Here is an 18,192-nt window from a genome sequence, read left to right as displayed (position 1 = left end):
GCCAACCTACCCCCGCGCTCAGGTGATCAGGCCGCGCCGCAGCGCGGTGTAGGTCATCGCCGCCCGGTCGCCGGTGCCCAGCTTGCGCGCGATCCGGGCCAGGTGGCTCTTGACCGTGAGCGCGGACAGGCCCAGCGAGGCGCCGACCTCCTTGTTGGTCTTGCCCTGGGACACCAGCTGCAGCACCTCGACCTCACGGGCGGAGAACTGCTCGTTGCCGGCGCCCCGCGTGCCCGGTCCCGCCGGCGGCTGGCCGCCGGTGCGGATGTAGGCGCGGACCCCCGTCTTGAGGGCGCCGCGCACGTAGATCGGGTCCTCGGAGTCGGACAGGACGATGGTGCGGCGCCAGCCGCGGGCGCGCAGCTCGTGCAGCAGCGGGATGCCGGATCCGTCGGGCAGGGTCAGGTCGGCGATGCAGAACTCCCCGGCGGGCACCTCGCGCGCCACGATCCGGGCTCGTTCGATGGTGGGGGCCTCGATGATGTGCCCCTCGGTGATGCGGCCCAGCGCCCGTCGCACCATCGCGGCGGTGTGCGGTCCGGCGGAGATGACCATCGCGCTGATCGGTTGCGGTCTCGGCATACGGGCGTTCTTGGTGAGCACGGTCATGCGCCCCTCCCTGGCTGTGTCGCCTGACGACGTCGATGGCTGTCGCGGCGTCTGTTGAAGACTGTAGAACACGGCTACTGCCGAACGGGTGAGATTCGACGATTTTCCGTGACAGCGCGTGGTCGCCGGCCGGGATTACTGACCGGTCGGCTCAACGTCGGGTGGAGAGGAAGGACACGCCGTCGGGCAGCGGGGGCAGGCCGCCGAGGGTGCACAGCAGGCGGGCCCAGGCCTGCAGGTGCCGCGCCAGGTCGTCGTCGAGCGGGCTCCACGAGGCCCGCAGCTCCATCTCGACGGTGGTGGGGTCGTCCGCGAGCCCCGCGAACTTCTCGCTCACGATCCGCGTCACCGTGCCCCCCAGCGCGCCGGCCTCGGCCCCGACGTCGCGCAGCGCGTCCTCCAGCCAGGACCACCCGACGCCGCCGAGGGCGGGGTCGCCCGCCAGCTCGGCCTCCAGCGCGGCCCGCGCATACGTCACCACGCGCCACTGGCCGTCCCACTGCTCGGGGGCGGAGGGGTCGAAGAGCACCACGAAGCGCCCGGAGGCGACCTCGTCGTCCTCCTGGCGGTCCGGGACCACGTCGGCGGCCAGCGCCACCGAGAAGGGCGCCAGCCGGCCCGGCGCGGGCACCTCCTCGAGCAGCACCTCGGGCCGCAGCCGGACCGCGCGCAGCCCTGCCAGCGCCGCCTCGAACCTGCGGGCGCTGTCGTCGGTCAGACGTCGATCGGCCACCAGGCGAGGCTATGCACGGACCAGGCTCGGTCGCGGGAGGGCGCGCCGACCACCCCGCACGCATGCAAGGATCGGTCCGTGCACAGTCCTGACCCGATCGCCGACGCGCCGACGCCCGCCGACAGCCTGCTGGTACGGGCGGCCCGGCGACGCCCCGGCCCGCGCCCTCCCGTGTGGTTCATGCGCCAGGCCGGGCGCTCGCTGCCGGAGTACCGCCAGGTGCGCGAGGGCACCGCCATGCTCGACGCCTGCCGCGACCCCGCCCTGACCACCGAGATCACCCTGCAGCCGGTGCGCCGCCACCACGTGGACGCGGCCATCTTCTTCAGCGACATCGTGGTGCCGCTGGTCGCGGTGGGCGTCGACATCGACCTGGTCGCGGGCGTCGGCCCGGTCGTGGCCGAGCCCTTCCGGTCCCGGGCGGACCTGGACCGGCTCCCGGAGCTCACCGCCGACCACGTCCCCTACATCACCGAGGCGGTCGGCCTGACGGTGGCGGAGCTGGGGGCGACCCCGCTGATCGGTTTCGCCGGCGCCCCCTTCACCCTCGCCTCCTACCTCGTGGAGGGTGGCCCCTCCAAGAACCACGAGCACACCAAGGCCCTCATGTATGGCGACCCGGCGCTCTGGCACGACCTGTGCTCGCGGCTGGCGCAGATCTCCGGGGCGTTCATGGCGGTGCAGGCCCGCGCCGGGGCCTCGGCCGTCCAGCTCTTCGACTCCTGGGTCGGGGCGCTGCCGCGCCGCGTCTACGAGGCGCAGGTGCAGGAGCACTCCGCCGCGGCGCTGCGCGTCGTCGCCGAGGCCTCGGACGTCCCCCGCATCCACTTCGGGGTGGGGACGGGGGAGCTGCTGCGCTCCATGGGTGAGGCCGGCGCCGACGTCATGGGCGTCGACTACCGCCTGAGCCTGCTCGACGCCGTGGACCGGCTCGGCCCGGGCTTCGCGGTGCAGGGCAACCTCGACCCGGCGCTGCTCTTCGCGCCCTGGGAGGCCCTGGAGCGCGAGGTGCGCCGCATCGTCGCCGAGGGCCGGACCGCCCCGGGGCACATCGTCAACCTCGGGCACGGCGTCCTGCCGAGCACCGACCCCGACGTCATCACCCGCGTCGTCGAGCTCATCCACTCCCTCGAGCAGTAGACTGTCGCCCTGTGCCGCCACCCAGGTGGCGTCGCTGCTCCCGCCGCCGACGACCGACCCCGGCTCGTCACGACAGATGGTTGTTGCATGTCCGTTGTCAAGATCGTCCTCGAGGTGCTGCTCGGCCTGGGCAGCCTCTTCCTGACCCTCCTCATCCTGCTCCACAAGGGCAAGGGCGGGGGCATGTCCGACATGTTCGGTGGCGGGGTGTCCAACACGCTCGGTGGGTCCAGCGTGGCCGAGCGCAACCTCGACCGGTTCACGGTGGCCGTGGCCGTCGTGTGGTTCGTGTGCGTGGTCGCGCTGGGGCTGCTCCAGCGGTTCGGCGTCTGACGCTGCGGCGTCGGCGCCCCCGGGTGCCCGGTGCAAACCTGCACGCCTGGCACCCTCGCGGGCATCACGGCCCGCCCCGGTCCTGCAGCCAGTCGGGTCCGGTAGCGCAAGGAGATTGCATGTCGGGTGGTAACGCCATCAGGGGCAGCCGCATCGGGTCCGGTCCCATGGGCGAGGCCGAGCGCGGTGAGGCCGCGCCGCGGCTCGTCACCAGCTATTGGTGCGCCCGGGGTCACGAGACCCGCCGGGCCTTCGCCGAGGAGGCCGGCCAGGAGATCCCCCTGGAGTGGGACTGCCAGCGCTGCGGGCTCCCGGGAGGGCTCGACCGCGACAACCCGCCGGAGCCGCCCCGGACCGAGCCCTACAAGACCCACCTGGCCTACGTGAAGGAGCGGCGCTCCGACGCCGACGGCAAGGCGCTGCTCGACGAGGCGCTCACGTCGCTGCGCGAGCGCGGCCTCATCACCTGAGCCCGGGGCCTGTGCCCCGGCCCGGGTGATCAGGCCAGCCGGGAGGCGGCGTCCTCGTCCAGCAGCCACACCGTGTGCCGCCGGCCGCTGACCCCCGCGGCCGGCGCCTCGTCGACGTCGACGCCCCCGAGGGCCGCCGCGACGGCGTCGGCCTTGTCCGTCCCCGCGACGAGCAGCCACACCTCGTCGGCGGTGCACAGGGCGGGGAAGGTCAGGCTCAGCCGGGCCGGCGGCGGCTTGGGGGAGTTCGCCTCGGCGACCACGGTGCGGTCCTGCACCTGCAGGGTCGGCCTGCCGGGGAAGAGGCTCGCCACGTGCGCGTCGGGCCCCACCCCGAGCATCACCACCTCGAAGGCGGGCAGCCCGTCGGCCCCCGGACGCCCCAGCGGCTCGGTGCCCGCGGCCGGCTGCGACGACTCGCGGGCCACGGCGGCCAGCTCGTCGGCATACCGCTGGACCGCGGCCTCGAGATCGAACCCCTCGGGGTCGTCGGAGGCGGGGAGCTCGTGCACGTTGCCGGACTGCAGCCCGAGGTCCAGCAGCCGGTCGAGCCCGGCCTCGCGCGCCTGGGTGGCGTTGCGGTCCTCCGAGGCGCGCTCGACATACCGCTCGTCCCCCCACCACAGGTGCACCAGCTCCCAGGCCACCGCCCGCACGGCGGGGGAGTCGGCCAGGGCCGTCATGGTGGCGTTGCCCATGGACCCCCCGGTGAGGACCACGTGGACCTCGCCGTGGCGAGCCTGGGCGTCGGCGAGCGTGGTGATCAGCCGCGCGGCGACGGCTGCCGCCAGCGTGGCCTTGTCGGGGTGCACGACGACCTGGGCGGTCATGACGTCTCCTGGGTCGAGTCGGCCGTCCCCGCAGCGGACTTCGAGGCCGACTTCTTCGCGGACGTCGAGGCGGAGGACTTCGTGGCCGACTTCTTCGCCGACTTCTTCGCCGACTTCTTCGCGGCCTTCTTCGCCGTCTTGGCAGCCTTCTTGGCGCCGACGGACGCCTCGGGCGCCACGCGGGCACCCACCCGCTTCTGGGTCTGGGCGCGGTCGGCGACCTGACGGTCGGTGGCCTTCTCGGTGGGCGTCAGCTCGGCCGTCGCCGGGTCGATCGTCACCATGTCGGCGCTGGTCTGGCGCGGCCGGCGGCCCGCCTCGCGGGCGAGGCGGCGCGACTCCTCCGGCGAGGGCGCTTTGCCGGCCTTGATCAGCTGGCTGGCCAACGCGTTGCGCCGCCCGAGGCGAGGCAGACCGTCGACGAGCGCGGCCTCGTAGACCTCGTCCGGGTCGAGCCGCCGGAGCTCGTCGGTGAGGCACTCGGCGTCGCTGCGCCGCTTGAGCGCGACCCGCCGCACCGGCTGCAGCGGGTGCGACAGCGTGGCGATGGTCGTCCCCTCCGGCCGGACCAGGTCGAGCGGACCCGAGGGCCGCTCGAGGCGGACGCTGATGAGACCGGAGCCCTGGGGCGTGCGGGCGCGGGTGACCGGCACGTCCAGCGCCTCGGCGAGCCAGGCCGCGAGCAGGTCGGTGGCCGTGGAGTCCAGGCCGCCGCTGACGACGGCCCCGGTGACGGCCTCGAAGGGGCGCTGGTCCAGCGCCGCCGCGAGCAGCGCCCGCCAGTGCGTGACCCGGGACCAGGCCAGGTCGGTGTCGCCGGGCGCGTAGTGCTCGGCGCGGCGCTTCAGCTCGGCGAAGGGGTTCTTGGCCACCGCGGAGTCGTTGATCCGCCGCTGGCAGATCGCGCCGATGGGGTCGGACGCCATGTCGACCGGCGCCTCGCAGGGCCACCAGCCGACCACGGGGGAGTCCGCCAGCAGCAGTGGCAGCACCAGGGCGTAGCCGTGGGCGTTGACCTCGCCGTAGAGCCGCAGCACGACGACCTCGGAGGCACCGGCGTCGCCGCCGAGCCGGATCTGCCCGTCCACGCGGCTGCCGCCACGCTTGTTGGCGTGCACCAGCACGACGATCCGGCAGGGGTGCATGTGGGAGGACTCGACCGCCGACTCGATGACCTCCTCGGCGCGGTCCTCGTCGACAACGATGATGAGCGTCAGCACCCGGCCGAGGGCCATGGCGCCGCTCTGGTTGCGGACGTCTACGAGCTTCTTGTTGAGCGCCGACGTCGAGGTGTTGGGCAGGTCGATGATCACGGCATCCTCCACTCGCGGCCGTCCAGGGCCATCATCTCGTCGGCGCTGGCGGGCCCCCACGACCCGCTGGGGTAGGGCTGCGGAGCCCCGTCCTTGGCCCAGTGCTCCTCGACCGGGTCGAGGATCTGCCAGGACAGCTCGACCTCCTGGGTGCGGGGGAACATCGAGGGCGCCCCCAGCAGCACGTCCAGGATGAGCCGCTCGTAGGCCTCCGGGGAGGTCTCGGTGAAGGAGGAGCCGTAGGCGAAGTCCATCGTGACGTCGCGGACCTCCATCTGAGCGCCCGGCACCTTGGAGCCGAAGCGCAGCGTCACGCCCTCGTCGGGCTGGACCCGGATGACGATGGCGTTCTGCCCGAGCTCCTCGGTCTCGGTGTCGTTGAAGGGCAGGTGCGGGGCCTTCTTGAAGACCACCGCGATCTCGGTGACGCGTTTGGCCAGGCGCTTGCCGGTGCGCAGGTAGAACGGCACGCCGGCCCACCGTCGGGTGTCGACCTCCACCTTGAGGGCGGCATACGTCTCGGTCCGGGAGCCGGGCTTCATGCCGTCCTCCTCCAGGAACCCCTTGACCTTGTCGCTGCCCTGCCACCCGGGGGCGTACTGACCCCGGGCGCTGGACGTGGACAGGTCGTCCATGAGGCGCACCGAGGCGAGCACCTTCTCCTTCTCCGCGCGCAGGTGCTGGGCGGTGAAGGCGACCGGCTCCTCCATGGCGGTCAGCGCCAGGAGCTGCAGCAGGTGGTTCTGGATGACGTCGCGGGCGGCGCCGATCCCGTCGTAGTAGCTGGCGCGGCCGGCGACCCCGATGTCCTCGGCCATCGTGATCTGCACGTGGTCGATGTGGTGGGCGTTCCAGACCGGCTCGAAGAGCTCGTTGGCGAAGCGCAGCGCCAGGAGGTTCTGGACCGTCTCCTTGCCGAGGTAGTGGTCGATCCGGAAGACCGAGTCGGCCGGGAAGACGCCCTCGACGATCGCGTTGAGCTCGCGCGCGGAGGCCAGGTCGTGCCCGAAGGGCTTCTCGATGACGACCCGCCGCCACTGGCCGTCCTCCGCCTTGGCGAGACCGCTGCGGTCGAGCTGGCGGCATACCTGACCGAAGAAGCCGGGCGGGATCGACAGGTAGAAGCCGACGTTGCCGCCGGTCCCGCGCTCGTGCTCGAGCTCCTCGACGGTGGTGGCCAGCAGGTCGAAGGCCTCGTCGTCGTCGAAGTTGCCCGGGACGAAGCGGAAGCCCTCGGCGAGGGCCTGCCACGTCGACTCGCGGAAGGGGGTGCGGGCGTGCTCGCGGACCGCGTCGTGCACGATCTGACCGAAGTCCTGGTCCGCCCAGTCACGGCGCGCGAAGCCGACCAGCGAGAAGCCGGGCGGCAGCAGGCCACGGTTGGCCAGGTCGTAGATGGCCGGCATGACCTTCTTGCGCGACAGGTCGCCGGTCACGCCGAACAGCACCAGCGCGCAGGGACCGGCGATGTTGGGCAGCCGCTTGTCCCGCGGGTCGCGCAGCGGGTTGTGCTCACGTGTGACTCGGGTGGGGCTCAACTCAGTCTCCCGTCAGGGTCGTGGTCTCACAGGCCGTATGGCGGACCAGCCCGCCGCTGTGCCTGGTGGCGGCGGGCCGGTCGCGGGTCAGTGCTTGTCGAGCTCGCCCTGCACGGTCTCCAGCAGCTCGCCCCAGGACTTCTCGAACTTGTCGACGCCCTCGCGCTCGAGGAGGTCGACGACCTCGACGTAGGAGATGCCCTGGCGCTCCAGGGCGTCCATGACGGCGTCGGCCTCATCGTAGGCGCCGGTGATGGTGTCCCCGGTGACCTTGGCGTGGTCGGCGGCCGCGTCGAGCGTCTTCTCCGGCATCGTGTTGACGACCTGCGGGGCGACGAGCTGGTCGACATACATGGTGTCGGGGTAGGCCGGGTCCTTGACCCCGGTGGACGCCCACAGCGGGCGCTGCACGTGCGCGCCGTCGTCGGCGAGGTTGGCCCAGCGCGGCGTCGCGAACTGCTCCTGCCACGCCTGGTAGGCCAGCCGGGCGTTGGCCAGGCCGGCCTTGCCCTTGAGCGCGGCGGCCTCGTCGGTGCCGATCGCATCGAGCCGCTTGTCGATCTCGGTGTCGACGCGGGAGACGAAGAACGACGCGACGGAGTGGATCTGCGAGAGGTCCTTGCCGGCCTCGCGCGCCTGCTCGATGCCGGTCATGAAGGCGTTCATCACCGCGCGGTAGCGGTCGAGGCTGAAGATCAGCGTCACGTTGACCGAGATGCCCTCGGCGAGGGTGCGGCTGATCGCGGGCAGGCCCTCGACGGTGGCGGGGATCTTGATCATCACGTTGGGGCGGTCGACGGCGGCGTAGAGCTCTTGGGCCACCGCCACGGTCCGCTCGGTGTCGTGCGCGAGCCGCGGGTCGACCTCGATGGACACCCGGCCGTCCACGCCGCCGGTGCGGTCATAGACCGGTCGCAGGATGTCGCAGGCGTCCCGCACGTCGGTGGTCGTCAGCGCGAAGACGGTCCGCTCGACGTCCGCGCCCTCACCCTTGAGCTCCTTCACCTGGGGGGTGTACTTCTCGCCCTTGGCGAGCGCGGAGGCGAAGATCGAGGGGTTGGTGGTGACGCCGACGACGCCCTTGGTGTCGACGACCTCCTGGAGGTTGCCGGTGGCGATGCGCTCGCGGGACAGGTCGTCCAGCCAGATCGACACGCCGGCGGCGGAGAGCTCCTGCAGGTTGGTGCTGGTCATGGTCACTTGCCTTCCTGGCGCTCGGCGGGGGCCGAGGTCTCGAAGCCGGGGTCTGAGGTGGCGTAGCCGGGGGCGGTGTCGCCGGGGGTCGCGGAGGCCGCGCCCGCGATGGACGCCTTGGCGGCCTCCACGACGGCCTCCGGGGTGAAGCCGAACTCGCGGAACAGCGTCTTGGCGTCGGCCGAGGCACCGAAGTGGTCGATGCCGATGATCCGGCCGGCGTCGCCGACGTAGTCGCGCCAGCCCATCGTGGCGCCGGCCTCGATGCTGACGCGCGCCTTGACGGCGGCCGGGAGCACCGACTCGCGGTAGTCGGCGTCCTGGCGGGCGAACCACTCCAGGCAGGGCATGGACACGACCCGGGTGGCGATGCCCGCGGCCTCGAGCTGCTCGGCGCCGGCGACGGCGACGGACACCTCGGAGCCGGTGGCCATCACGATGACGTCGGGGGTGGGCTTGCTGCCCTCGACGAGCACGTAGGCACCCTTGGCGACCTTGTCCGCGGAGGTGTCGGCCGGGGCGATGGTCGGCAGCGCCTGACGGGACAGGGCGATGCCGGTGGGCGTGCCGTGGCCCTCCAGGATCCGCTTCCACGCGTGGGCGGTCTCGTTGGCGTCCGCCGGGCGCACCACGTCGAGGTTGGGCATCGCGCGCAGCGCGGCGAGGTGCTCGATCGGCTGGTGGGTCGGGCCGTCCTCGCCGAGACCGATGGAGTCGTGGGTCCACACGAAGATGGAGTCGGTCTCCTGGATGGCGGCGAGCCGCACGGCAGGGCGCATGTAGTCGGAGAACACCAGGAAGGTGCCGCCGTAGGCGCGGGTCAGGCCCTCCAGCGAGATGCCGTTGACGATCATGCCCATGGCGTTCTCGCGGACGCCGAAGTGGATGGTGCGCCCGTAGGGGCCGCCGCGCCACTCCTCGGTCTGGCGGTCCTCCGGGACGAAGGACGGCTGGCCCGTCATGGTCGTGTTGTTGGACTCGGCCAGGTCGGCCGAGCCGCCCCACAGCTCGGGCATGATCTCGGCGAGGGCGCCGAGGACCTTGCCGGAGGCCGCGCGGGTGGCGAGGCCCTTGTCGTCGGGCTCGAAGGTCGGGAAGGCCTCCGCGAAGCCCTCGGGGAGCTCCTGCGCCAGCAGCCGGTCGACCAGGGCGGCCTTGTCGGGCGCCCCCGCACGCCACGCCTGGTAGCGCTCCTCCCACTCGCGGTGGGCCTTCGCGCCGCGGTCCCGCACCTCGCGGACCCGCTTCTCGACCTCGGGGGAGACCTCGAAGGTCTGCTCCGGGTCGAAGCCGAGCAGCGACTTCATCGCCTTGATCTCGTCGTCGCCGAGCGCGGCCCCGTGGGCCTTGCCGGTGCCCTGCTTGGTCGGGGCCGGCCAGGCGATGACCGTACGCAGCATGATGAAGGTGGGGCGGTCCAGGACCTTGTGCCCCTCCTCGATCGCCGCGAAGAGCGCGTCGACGTCCTCCACGTAGTCCTCGTCGCGCACGCCGTGCCGGGTGCGCCACTCCACCACGCGCACGTCCCAGCCGTAGGCCTCATAGCGCTTGGCGACGTCCTCGGAGAACGCCACGTCGGTGTCGTCCTCGATGGAGATCTGGTTCTGGTCGTAGATCAGCGTCAGGTTGCCGAGCCGCTGCGTCCCGGCCAGCGAGCTGGCCTCGGAGGCGACGCCCTCCATCATGCAGCCGTCACCGGCGATGCAGTAGACGCGGTGGTCGAAGACGCTCTCGCCCGGAGCGGCGTCGGGGTCGAACATCCCCCGCTGGCGGCGCTGGGCCATCGCCATACCGACCGCGGTGGCGACACCGGAGCCCAGGGGACCGGTCGTGAGGTCCACGCCCTCGGTGTGGTGCACCTCGGGGTGGCCCGGGGTCTTGGAGCCCCAGGTGCGCAGGGCCTTGATGTCGTCGAGCTCGAGGAGCCCGGCGTAGTAGAGCTGGATGTACTGCGTCAGGCTCGAGTGGCCCGCCGACAGGACGAACCGGTCACGGCCCATCCAGTGGGGGTCGGTCGGGTCGTGGCGCATCACGTTCTGATAGAGCAGGTAGGCGGCAGGGGCGAGCGACATCGCGGTGCCGGGGTGGCCGTTGCCGGTCTTCTGCACGGCGTCGGCGGCGAGGCAGCGCACGGTGTCGACCGCACGCACGTCCACGTCGTCCCAGCCGACCGTGTCGGCGACGATGTCAGAGACCTGACGTCCGTTGGCCTTGGGGGTGATGCTCACGTGGTCACACTTCCTTCGTGGTCGGAGTCACATCGGAGCCTATCCGCCCTTACCCCGCGGCGCGGACGTCGATCCGGCGGCTCGCGCTCCGTCGCCGCGCCGGGTCGGAGAGGATAGGATCGGAAGGCCTCTCGGGCCTGCCCGCGCACCGCCCGCCGCCCGAGCCCACCGACCGAAGGACACCGTGACAGCTTCGCAGCCGCGCACCGCGCCGCAGGACCGGACCGGTGCCACCCCGTCGCGCTTCTCGTACACCGTCAAGAACTACATGGCGCTGACGAAGCCGCGGATCATCGAGCTGCTGCTGGTCACCACCTTCCCGGTGATGTTCCTGGCCCAGCGCGGGCTGCCCGACTTCTGGCTGGTGGTCAACACCCTGATCGGGGGGTCGCTGTCGGCGGGCGCCGCCAACACCCTCAACTGCTACCTCGACCGGGACATCGACCGCCTCATGGCCCGCACCGAGAACCGCCCCCTCGTGACCGGCGAGATCAGCCCGTCCGCCGCGATGCGCTTCGGCATCGTGCTGACCGCCGTGTCGACGCTGTGGCTGGGGCTGCTGGTCAACTGGCTCTCGGCGGCCCTGTCCGTGAGCGCGATCCTGCTCTACGTCGTCTTCTACACGCTGGTGCTCAAGCGACGCACCTCGCAGAACATCGTCTGGGGCGGCGTCGCCGGCTGCATGCCCGTGCTCATCGGGTGGGCCGCGGTGACCGAGTCGGTGTCGTGGACGCCCTTCGTGCTCTTCCTGTGGATCTTCTTCTGGACGCCGCCGCACTACTGGCCGCTGTCGATGCGGTTCAAGGACCAGTACGCCGCGGCCGGCATCCCCATGCTGCCCGTGCTCAAGCAGGACACCTCGGTGGCGCGGCAGATCGTCGCCTATGCCTGGGCCACGGCGCTGATCTCGCTGGTGCTGGTGCCCGTCGCCGACATGGGGTGGATCTACCTCGTGACCGCGATCGTGTCCGGCGGGCTCTTCCTGCTCGAGGCCTACAAGCTGCTCGGGCGCGCCAAGGACCCGGCCAACGCCACGATGGCCTCGCTCAAGCCCATGCGGCTGTTCCACTACTCGATCACCTACGTGACGCTGCTCTTCATGGCCGTGGCGATCGACCCCCTCCTCCACCTCCCCCTCTAGCCCTACCGCCGGTAGCACGATCGACCGGCCTTCCGTGACCAGGCGGATCTCACCAAGGCCGGTCGATCTGTCCTGCCGGGGACGAGCCCGTATGGCGAGCGCACGGCCGCGTCCCGTCGGGCGGGCCGACGGGGCCGCTGAGGCGGGCCGGCGGGGCCGCTGAGGCGGGCCGGCGGGGCCGCTCACGCACCGGCCGGCGGGGCCGCTCACGCACCGGCCGGAGGGGCGGGGCGGGGGGCGTCTCGCCTCAGCGGCGGCGCGCGGTGAGCACGCCCTGCGTCAGCAGGACCGTGAAGAGCGCCGACATCAGCAGGTGCACGGCGACGACGGCGACCGGCCGACCGGTGAAGTACTGCACGTAGCCGATCAGGCCTTGCAGCAGGGACAGCGCCAGGGTCCAGTCCCAGGCGCGACGGAAGGGCGCGGGCACGGGGACCAGCCGTGACGCCACGACCAGGGCCACGCTGAGCCCGAGGAAGAGCATCACCGAGTCGGCGTGCAGCCAGCTGGTGGCGTGGGGGTCGAAGCCGAAGCGGAGGTTCTCGTACTTGTCGCCGGAGTGGGGGCCGGACCCGGTGACGGCGGTGCCCAGCACGCAGACCACGCCACCCACCGCCGCCGCCGCCCACGCGAGGCGCTGCAGCACCGTCGGGACCACGCGGGTGGCCGGGCCGTCGCCCTCGCGGTAGCGGTAGAGCAGGTAGGTCGCGTTGGCCACGAGGAACAACGAGATCAGGAAGTGCGGGCTCACCGTCTTGGGGTCGAGCTTGGCCAGCACGATGATGCCGCCGACGACCGCCTGGACCAGGACGAAGAAGAGGGGCACCGCGCACTCGAGGACGAACCTGCGCCGTGAGCGCCAGTGGCGGGCCGCCGCGAGGACCAGCAGGGCCAGGGCTACCACGACGAGCACCGGGGTGATCATCCGGTTGCCGAACTCGATGAACTTGTGGAAGCCCTGCGTCTGCGCCCCCGTCGGCACGAGCGAGCCCGGGGTGCACTCCGGCCAGGTGGGGCAGCCGAGCCCGGAGCCGGTCAGCCGCACGAGACCGCCGGTGAGGATGATGGCGATGTTGCCGACGAGGTTGGCGATCAGCGCGATCCACAACCAGTCACGGGCCCCCCGAGGCGGCGCGACGACGTCGGCCGGGGAGTGGGTGGGGGTGCCGGGGGTGGTGGACGTGCTCACCAGGACAGCCTAGTGCGCCCGTGCACAAGCCCGAGACCCGGCACCCAGCACTCTCCTGCCGGCACACCGGGCAGCAACACCTCCGCTCAGCAACACCTCCGGGCAACAACACCTCCGGGCAAGAGCAAGCAGCGAGCCACGACACCGGGGAACCCTGGCAGCGGCATACGCACCCTGGGTTCCCCGATCGGCCCTGCGCGCCCCGTCAGTCGGACCAGCGGAAGAGCCGCGCCGCCGCCGCGCAGAAGATCGTGCCCCACACCACGAGCACCACGAGGGGTTGCCAGGGCAGCCCGTGCCCCTCGAAGGCCGCGCGGAAGCCGTCGCCGAGCGCCGCGGACGGCAGCCACGACACCACCGTCGCCCACACGCCGGGCAGGTGCGAGCCCGGGATCAGCACGCCGCCGACCCCCAGCATGAGCACCCACACCAGGTTGGCCAGCGCGAGGGTGGCCTCGGCCCGCAGCGTCCCGGCGAAGAGCAGCGCGAAGCCCACGAAGGTCGCGGTCCCGAGCAGCCAGAACACGACGAAGGGGAGCACCCCGAGCACCGCCGGCCGCCAGCCCATCGCCAGCCCGACCCCACCCAGCACGACGAACTGGATCACCTGGATCACCATGACCGCGAGCACCCGGGCCAGCACGAGCCCGCCCTTGCCGAGAGGGGAGGCGCCGAGCAGCCGCAGCACGCCGTAGCGGCGGTCGAAGCCGGTCTGGATCGCCTGCCCGGTGAAGGCCGACGACAGCACGGCGAGCGCGAAGACGCCCGGGGTGACGATGTCGACGCGTCGGCCCGCGCCCAGGTCGGGCCACGGCGCGAGCACCCCGCCGACCAGGGCGAGCGCCGGCAGCACGATGGACACCAGCGTCTGCTCGCCGTTGCGCAGGAAGGTCAGCGTGTCGAAGCGCGCCTGTGCCTTCACGCGCCGGGCGACGGGGGCGGGGGCGCTCATCGGTGCACCTTCCTCGTGAGCTCGAAGTAGACGTCCTCCAGCGGCCGCCCGGCGCACAGCGACGACGGGGTGCCGTCGCCGACGACGCGTCCGTCGCTGATCACCACGAGGTGGTCGGCGAGCCGCTCGGCCTCCTCGAACGAGTGCGTCGTGACGACCACCCCGACCCCGCGGTCGCGCACCTCGCGCACCAGGTCGTAGACGTCGAGGCGGGCGTGCGGGTCGAGCCCGGCGGTGGGTTCGTCGAGGAACACCACCTCGGGGTCGCCGACCAGCGACGCCGCCAGGGCGACGCGCTGCTTCTGCCCGCCGGACAGCCGCCGCACCGTCGTGCCGGCGAAGCGATCGATCCCCAGCCGCTGGACCAGGTCGTCGACGGGCAGGGGAGCGGCATACAGGGAGGCGAGGTGGCGCAGCAGCGCGACCGGACGAGCGCCGTTGGGCAGGCCGCCGTCCTGCAGCATCACGCCCACGCGGGCGCGGTGCTCGGCGGGGGCGTCCCAGGGGTCGGTCCCGAGGACCCGGGCCTCGCCGGCGTCGGCGCGCTGCAGCCCCTCGAGGATCTCCATGGTGGTGGTCTTGCCGGCGCCGTTGGGCCCGAGGACGGCGGTGATCTGCCCGAGCCCGGCGCTCCAGGTCAGGTCGTCGACGGCCCGCACGGACCCGAAGCTCTTGCGCAGTCCGGCGGCGCTCACGGCTGGTGTCACGATCAGGCAGTGTAGGCCCGGCCCGCGAGGAAGGTCGGCCTTGGTAGACTCCGTCGCGGGAATTAGGTAACACTGGTGTTGTGTTTATCGGACGTGAGGAGCGAGAGACAGGAGGGCGTATGCCGACCCCGTCACCTCTCCCCGCGCGGTCCCCGGAGGCCGTGCGCGAGTCCGGCACCCGAGGCCGGGTCCAGCAGGCCGTCTCCGAGCACGGCCCGATCACCGCTGCGGCCCTGGCCGGGCGGCTGGGTCTGACCGCCACGGCGGTCCGACGTCATCTCGACGCCCTGGAGTCCTCCGGGCTGATCGTCGAGCACGTCGCCGCGACCACGGGCCGCGGCCGGGGCCGACCGGCCCGGGCCTACGTGCTGTCCGCGGCCGGCCACGAGGCGCTCGACGCGTCCTACGACGACGTCGCCACGTCCGCGTTGCGCTACCTGTCCGAGCAGGTCGGCGAGCACGCGGTCGCGGCCGTCGCCCACCAGCACGTCGCCTCCCTCGAGGAGCGCTACCGGGACCGGGTCGAGGCCGCGGGGTCCGACCCGGAGGTCCGGGCCCGCGCCCTCGCCGAGGCCCTCAGCCAGGACGGCTACGCCGCGAGCAGCCGCCCGCTGGCGCTGGCCGACGGCAGCACCACCCTCGGCGTCCAGCTGTGCCAGGGCCACTGCCCGGTGCAGCAGGTCGCCACCGAGTTCCCGCAGTTCTGCGACGCGGAGCAGCAGGTCTTCTCGCGCCTGCTCGGCGTGCACGTGCAGCGCCTCGCCACCCTGGCGCACGGCGAGCACGTGTGCACCACCTTCGTCCCCGTGACTGCGCTGACCACCCCCACCTCCGACCACCCCCAGCACCCTGACGAAAGGTCGACGCCATGACCACCAACATCGAGGAGCTCAACCCAGGGCTGAAGGGCCTGGGTCGCTACGAGTACGGCTGGGCCGACAGCGACGTCGCGGGTGCGACGGCGAAGCGCGGCCTCAACCCGGCCGTCGTGCAGGACATCTCGTCGCGCAAGAACGAGCCGCAGTGGATGACCGACCTGCGCATGAAGTCGCTGCGCCTCTTCGACCGCAAGCCCATGCCGAGCTGGGGCAGCGACCTCACCGGCATCGACTTCCAGAACATCAAGTATTTCGTGAAGTCCACCGAGAAGCAGGCGACCACCTGGGACGAGCTGCCCGAGGACATCAAGGCGACGTACGACAAGCTGGGCATCCCGGAGGCCGAGAAGCAGCGCCTCATCGCCGGCGTGGCGGCGCAGTACGAGTCCGAGGTCGTCTACCACCAGATCCGCGAGGACCTGGAGGAGCAGGGCGTCATCTTCGTCGACACCGACACCGGCCTGCGCGAGCACGAGGACATCTTCAAGGAGTACTTCGCCAGCGTGATCCCGGCCGGCGACAACAAGTTCGCGGCGCTCAACACCGCGGTGTGGTCGGGCGGGTCGTTCATCTACGTCCCGCCGGGCGTCCACGTGGACATCCCGCTGCAGGCCTACTTCCGCATCAACACCGAGAACATGGGCCAGTTCGAGCGGACCCTGATCATCGCCGACGAGGGCTCCTACGTGCACTACGTCGAGGGCTGCACCGCGCCGATCTACAAGTCCGACTCGCTGCACAGCGCGGTCGTCGAGATCGTCGTGAAGAAGAACGCCCGGGTGCGCTACACGACCATCCAGAACTGGTCCAACAACGTCTACAACCTCGTCACCAAGCGCGCCACCTGCGAGGCCGGCGCCACCATGGAGTGGGTCGACGGCAACATCGGCTCCAAGGTGACGATGAAGTACCCCGCCGTGTTCATGCTCGGCGAGCACGCCCGCGGCGAGACGCTGTCCATCGCCTTCGCCGGCGAGGGCCAGCACCAGGACGCGGGCGCCAAGATGGTGCACGCCGCGCCGCACACGTCCAGCTCCATCGTCTCCAAGTCGGTGGCCCGCGGTGGCGGGCGGACGTCATACCGCGGTCTGGTCCAGATCGCGGAGGGGGCGCACGGGTCCAGGAGCAACGTCCGCTGCGACGCCCTCCTGGTCGACGACATCTCCCGCTCGGACACCTACCCGTATGTCGACGTCCGCGAGGACGACGTGCAGATGGGCCACGAGGCCACCGTCTCCAAGGTGAGCGACGACCAGCTGTTCTACCTGATGTCCCGCGGCATGAGCGAGGAGGAGGCCATGGCCATGATCGTGCGCGGGTTCGTCGAGCCCATCGCGCGCGAGCTGCCCATGGAGTACGCCCTCGAGCTCAACCGCCTGATCGAGCTGCAGATGGAAGGAGCCGTCGGCTGATGCCAGTCGAGCTCAAGTCCCCGCCCACGGTGGCGGGTGTCCCCGAGGCCTTCGTGCCCGACCAGTCGCGCGGCGAGCGCCGCACGTCCTTCGACGTCGCAGACTTCCCCGTGCCCAACGGGCGCGAGGAGGAGTGGCGCTTCACGCCGGTCGACCGGCTGCAGACGCTCTTCCACCCGGCGCCGTCGGACGTGGCGGGCCTCAAGACCGACATCCAGGTGCCGGCTGGCATCAAGGTGTCCGAGGTGCCGGCCGGCGACGAGCGGCTCGGGCGCGTGCTGCGCCCGGCGGACCGCGCGTCGGCGGCCGCGTGGGCGTCCTTCCGCGACGCCTACGTGCTGCGGATCCCGCAGGGCCGGGAGTTCGGCGAGGCGGCGCGTCTGACGGTGCGCGGCACCGACCAGGCCCGGATCAACGGCCACCTGGTCATCGACGCCGGCGCACACTCCACCGCGACCGTGCTGCTGTCGCACCAGGGCTCGGCCCGGTGCGCGACCAACGTCGAGGTCAACGTCGGCGACGGCGCGCACCTGACGCTGGTCACCGTGCAGGAGTGGGACGACGACACCACCCACCTCGCGCAGCACGACCTGCTCGTGGGTCGCGACGCGACCGTCAAGCACATCGCGATCACCCTCGGCGGCGACATCGTGCGGGTGTGCACCAACGTCCGCTACGCGGGCCCCGGCGGCAGCGCCGAGTGCCTGGGCGTCTACTTCACCGACGCGGGGCAGCACCAGGAGCACCGCCTCTTCGTGGACCACGAGGCGCCGCACTGCGTCTCCAACGTGGAGTACCGCGGCGCCCTGCGCGGCGACACCGCCCACTCGGTGTGGGTCGGCGACGTGCTGATCCGCGCCGCGGCCGAGGGCACCGACACCTACGAGCTCAACCGCAACCTCGTGCTGACCGAGGGTGCGCGGGCGGACTCGGTCCCCAACCTGGAGATCGAGACCGGCCAGATCGTCGGCGCGGGTCACGCGGCCGCCACCGGGCGGTTCGACGACGAGCAGCTGTTCTACCTGATGGCGCGCGGCATCCCGCAGCGGGAGGCCCGCCGGCTCGTCGTGCACGGCTTCTTCGCCGACATCATCAACCGGATCGGGGTGACCGACACGCAGGCCCGCCTCATGGAGGTCATCGACCGCGAGCTCGCGGACTCCGTGGACGCCGCCTTCGAGGCGGGGGCATGAGCTTCGAGCTGGTCTGCCAGGTCCAGGACATCCCGGTCGGTCGGGTCGCCGCGGCGGAGGTCGACGGCGTCACCATCGCCCTCGCCCGCACCGGCGACCGGGAGTTCCACGCGGTCGACGACGTGTGCACCCACGCCAACGTGTCGCTGTCCGAGGGCGAGCTCGACGGTTGCCTGCTGGAGTGCTGGCTCCACGGCAGCTCCTTCGACCTGCGCACCGGCGAGCCCACCGCCCCGCCCGCGACCGTGCCCGTCGCGGTCTACCCCGTCACGCTCGAGGGTGACGACGTCCTGGTGGACGTGCAGTCACCGAACAACAAGGAGAACTAACCA

The 18,192-nt window shown here is 71.9% G+C and carries 18 protein-coding genes; 8 read left to right on the top strand and 10 right to left on the bottom strand.

The features are described from left to right. Positions 1-18: 18 nt before the first annotated feature. The gene (locus ADJ73_RS13095; RefSeq protein WP_050348632.1) at positions 19-609 is read right to left on the bottom strand and encodes a response regulator transcription factor; all 591 of its coding nucleotides are present in this window, start codon (positions 607-609) and stop codon (positions 19-21) included. Between the two features lie 151 nt (positions 610-760). Beyond that, positions 761-1,342 carry a DUF3000 domain-containing protein gene (locus ADJ73_RS13090; RefSeq protein ID WP_050348631.1) on the bottom strand — a complete coding sequence of 194 codons (582 nt, stop codon included), beginning with the start codon at positions 1,340-1,342 and terminating at the stop codon, positions 761-763. Positions 1,343-1,420: 78 nt separating this feature from the next. Between ADJ73_RS13090 and hemE the strand changes: the two genes are divergently transcribed. The 3 genes from hemE (at position 1,421) to ADJ73_RS13075 (ending at position 3,285) form a co-directional block, all read left to right on the top strand. Continuing rightward, positions 1,421-2,482: a uroporphyrinogen decarboxylase gene (gene hemE / locus ADJ73_RS13085; RefSeq protein WP_050348630.1), complete on the top strand. Its 1,062-nt coding sequence runs from the start codon at positions 1,421-1,423 to the stop codon at positions 2,480-2,482. 87 nt (positions 2,483-2,569) lie between these two features. Further along, the gene (gene secG, locus ADJ73_RS13080; protein WP_050348629.1) at positions 2,570-2,815 is read left to right on the top strand and encodes a preprotein translocase subunit SecG; all 246 of its coding nucleotides are present in this window, start codon (positions 2,570-2,572) and stop codon (positions 2,813-2,815) included. A 119-nt stretch (positions 2,816-2,934) separates the two neighbouring features. After that, positions 2,935-3,285: an RNA polymerase-binding protein RbpA gene (locus tag ADJ73_RS13075; protein ID WP_050348628.1), complete on the top strand. Its 351-nt coding sequence runs from the start codon at positions 2,935-2,937 to the stop codon at positions 3,283-3,285. A 29-nt stretch (positions 3,286-3,314) separates the two neighbouring features. On the opposite strand, the gene pgl is transcribed toward ADJ73_RS13075, so the two are convergent. From pgl to tkt, 5 genes are all read right to left on the bottom strand, one after another. Then, entirely contained in the window at positions 3,315-4,115 is an 801-nt protein-coding gene (gene pgl, locus ADJ73_RS13070) for a 6-phosphogluconolactonase (RefSeq protein WP_050348627.1), read from the bottom strand. Further along, a complete protein-coding gene (locus tag ADJ73_RS13065; protein WP_050349454.1) occupies positions 4,112-5,428 on the bottom strand; it encodes a glucose-6-phosphate dehydrogenase assembly protein OpcA in 1,317 nt (438 codons plus the stop codon). The genes pgl and ADJ73_RS13065 overlap by 4 nt, the downstream gene beginning before the upstream one ends. Further along, the gene (gene zwf, locus ADJ73_RS13060) at positions 5,425-6,966 is read right to left on the bottom strand and encodes a glucose-6-phosphate dehydrogenase (RefSeq protein WP_050348626.1); all 1,542 of its coding nucleotides are present in this window, start codon (positions 6,964-6,966) and stop codon (positions 5,425-5,427) included. Before zwf ends, ADJ73_RS13065 begins: the two co-directional genes overlap by 4 nt. 87 nt (positions 6,967-7,053) lie before the next feature. Beyond that, complete coding sequence (tal, locus tag ADJ73_RS13055) at positions 7,054-8,160, bottom strand: transaldolase (RefSeq protein ID WP_050349453.1); 1,107 nt, start codon at positions 8,158-8,160, stop codon at positions 7,054-7,056. Positions 8,161-8,162: 2 nt separating this feature from the next. Further along, positions 8,163-10,388 (bottom strand): transketolase, encoded by a 2,226-nt coding sequence (gene tkt, locus ADJ73_RS13050; RefSeq protein ID WP_172669730.1) that lies wholly within the window; start codon positions 10,386-10,388, stop codon positions 8,163-8,165. Positions 10,389-10,572: 184 nt separating this feature from the next. Between tkt and ADJ73_RS13045 the strand changes: the two genes are divergently transcribed. After that, entirely contained in the window at positions 10,573-11,529 is a 957-nt protein-coding gene (locus ADJ73_RS13045; RefSeq protein WP_050348625.1) for a heme o synthase, read from the top strand. 247 nt (positions 11,530-11,776) lie between these two features. Here ADJ73_RS13045 and ADJ73_RS13040 read toward each other — a convergent pair whose 3' ends face one another. The 3 genes from ADJ73_RS13040 to ADJ73_RS13030 form a co-directional block, all read right to left on the bottom strand. Beyond that, positions 11,777-12,718, bottom strand: coding sequence for a COX15/CtaA family protein (locus tag ADJ73_RS13040; protein ID WP_050348624.1), 942 nt, complete (start codon positions 12,716-12,718; stop codon positions 11,777-11,779). 205 nt (positions 12,719-12,923) lie between these two features. Beyond that, positions 12,924-13,670, bottom strand: coding sequence for an ABC transporter permease (locus ADJ73_RS13035; protein ID WP_050348623.1), 747 nt, complete (start codon positions 13,668-13,670; stop codon positions 12,924-12,926). Beyond that, positions 13,667-14,377 (bottom strand): ABC transporter ATP-binding protein, encoded by a 711-nt coding sequence (locus ADJ73_RS13030; RefSeq protein WP_050348622.1) that lies wholly within the window; start codon positions 14,375-14,377, stop codon positions 13,667-13,669. The genes ADJ73_RS13035 and ADJ73_RS13030 overlap by 4 nt, the downstream gene beginning before the upstream one ends. A gap of 119 nt (positions 14,378-14,496) precedes the next feature. Here ADJ73_RS13030 and ADJ73_RS13025 point away from each other — a divergent pair, with 119 nt between their 5' ends. The 4 genes from ADJ73_RS13025 to ADJ73_RS13010 are packed head-to-tail and all read left to right on the top strand — an operon-like array spanning position 14,497 to position 18,189. Continuing rightward, complete coding sequence (locus ADJ73_RS13025; RefSeq protein WP_050348621.1) at positions 14,497-15,249, top strand: helix-turn-helix transcriptional regulator; 753 nt, start codon at positions 14,497-14,499, stop codon at positions 15,247-15,249. Then, positions 15,246-16,667 carry a Fe-S cluster assembly protein SufB gene (gene sufB / locus ADJ73_RS13020; RefSeq protein ID WP_050348620.1) on the top strand — a complete coding sequence of 474 codons (1,422 nt, stop codon included), beginning with the start codon at positions 15,246-15,248 and terminating at the stop codon, positions 16,665-16,667. The genes ADJ73_RS13025 and sufB overlap by 4 nt, the downstream gene beginning before the upstream one ends. Next, complete coding sequence (gene sufD / locus ADJ73_RS13015) at positions 16,667-17,860, top strand: Fe-S cluster assembly protein SufD (protein WP_050348619.1); 1,194 nt, start codon at positions 16,667-16,669, stop codon at positions 17,858-17,860. Before sufB ends, sufD begins: the two co-directional genes overlap by 1 nt. After that, complete coding sequence (locus tag ADJ73_RS13010; protein WP_050348618.1) at positions 17,857-18,189, top strand: non-heme iron oxygenase ferredoxin subunit; 333 nt, start codon at positions 17,857-17,859, stop codon at positions 18,187-18,189. The genes sufD and ADJ73_RS13010 overlap by 4 nt, the downstream gene beginning before the upstream one ends. Positions 18,190-18,192 lie beyond the last annotated feature (3 nt).

The organism is Arsenicicoccus sp. oral taxon 190 (genome assembly GCF_001189535.1).
In the GTDB taxonomy this organism is placed as follows: Bacteria; Actinomycetota; Actinomycetes; order Actinomycetales; family Dermatophilaceae; genus Arsenicicoccus.
This window is presented reverse-complemented; position numbering and strand designations above follow the sequence as displayed.

What these genes read in the sequence shown, in the direction of transcription:
- ADJ73_RS13095 (WP_050348632.1), bottom strand. Translation starts at nt 609, where the DNA reads ATGACCGTGCTCACCAAGAACGCCCGTATGCCGAGACCGCAACCGATC.
- secG (WP_050348629.1), top strand. Translation starts at nt 2,570, where the DNA reads ATGTCCGTTGTCAAGATCGTCCTCGAGGTGCTGCTCGGCCTGGGCAGC.
- ADJ73_RS13075 (WP_050348628.1), top strand. Translation starts at nt 2,935, where the DNA reads ATGTCGGGTGGTAACGCCATCAGGGGCAGCCGCATCGGGTCCGGTCCC.
- pgl (WP_050348627.1), bottom strand. Translation starts at nt 4,115, where the DNA reads ATGACCGCCCAGGTCGTCGTGCACCCCGACAAGGCCACGCTGGCGGCA.
- tal (WP_050349453.1), bottom strand. Translation starts at nt 8,160, where the DNA reads ATGACCAGCACCAACCTGCAGGAGCTCTCCGCCGCCGGCGTGTCGATC.
- ADJ73_RS13035 (WP_050348623.1), bottom strand. Translation starts at nt 13,670, where the DNA reads ATGAGCGCCCCCGCCCCCGTCGCCCGGCGCGTGAAGGCACAGGCGCGC.
- ADJ73_RS13025 (WP_050348621.1), top strand. Translation starts at nt 14,497, where the DNA reads ATGCCGACCCCGTCACCTCTCCCCGCGCGGTCCCCGGAGGCCGTGCGC.
- sufB (WP_050348620.1), top strand. Translation starts at nt 15,246, where the DNA reads ATGACCACCAACATCGAGGAGCTCAACCCAGGGCTGAAGGGCCTGGGT.
- sufD (WP_050348619.1), top strand. Translation starts at nt 16,667, where the DNA reads ATGCCAGTCGAGCTCAAGTCCCCGCCCACGGTGGCGGGTGTCCCCGAG.
- ADJ73_RS13010 (WP_050348618.1), top strand. Translation starts at nt 17,857, where the DNA reads ATGAGCTTCGAGCTGGTCTGCCAGGTCCAGGACATCCCGGTCGGTCGG.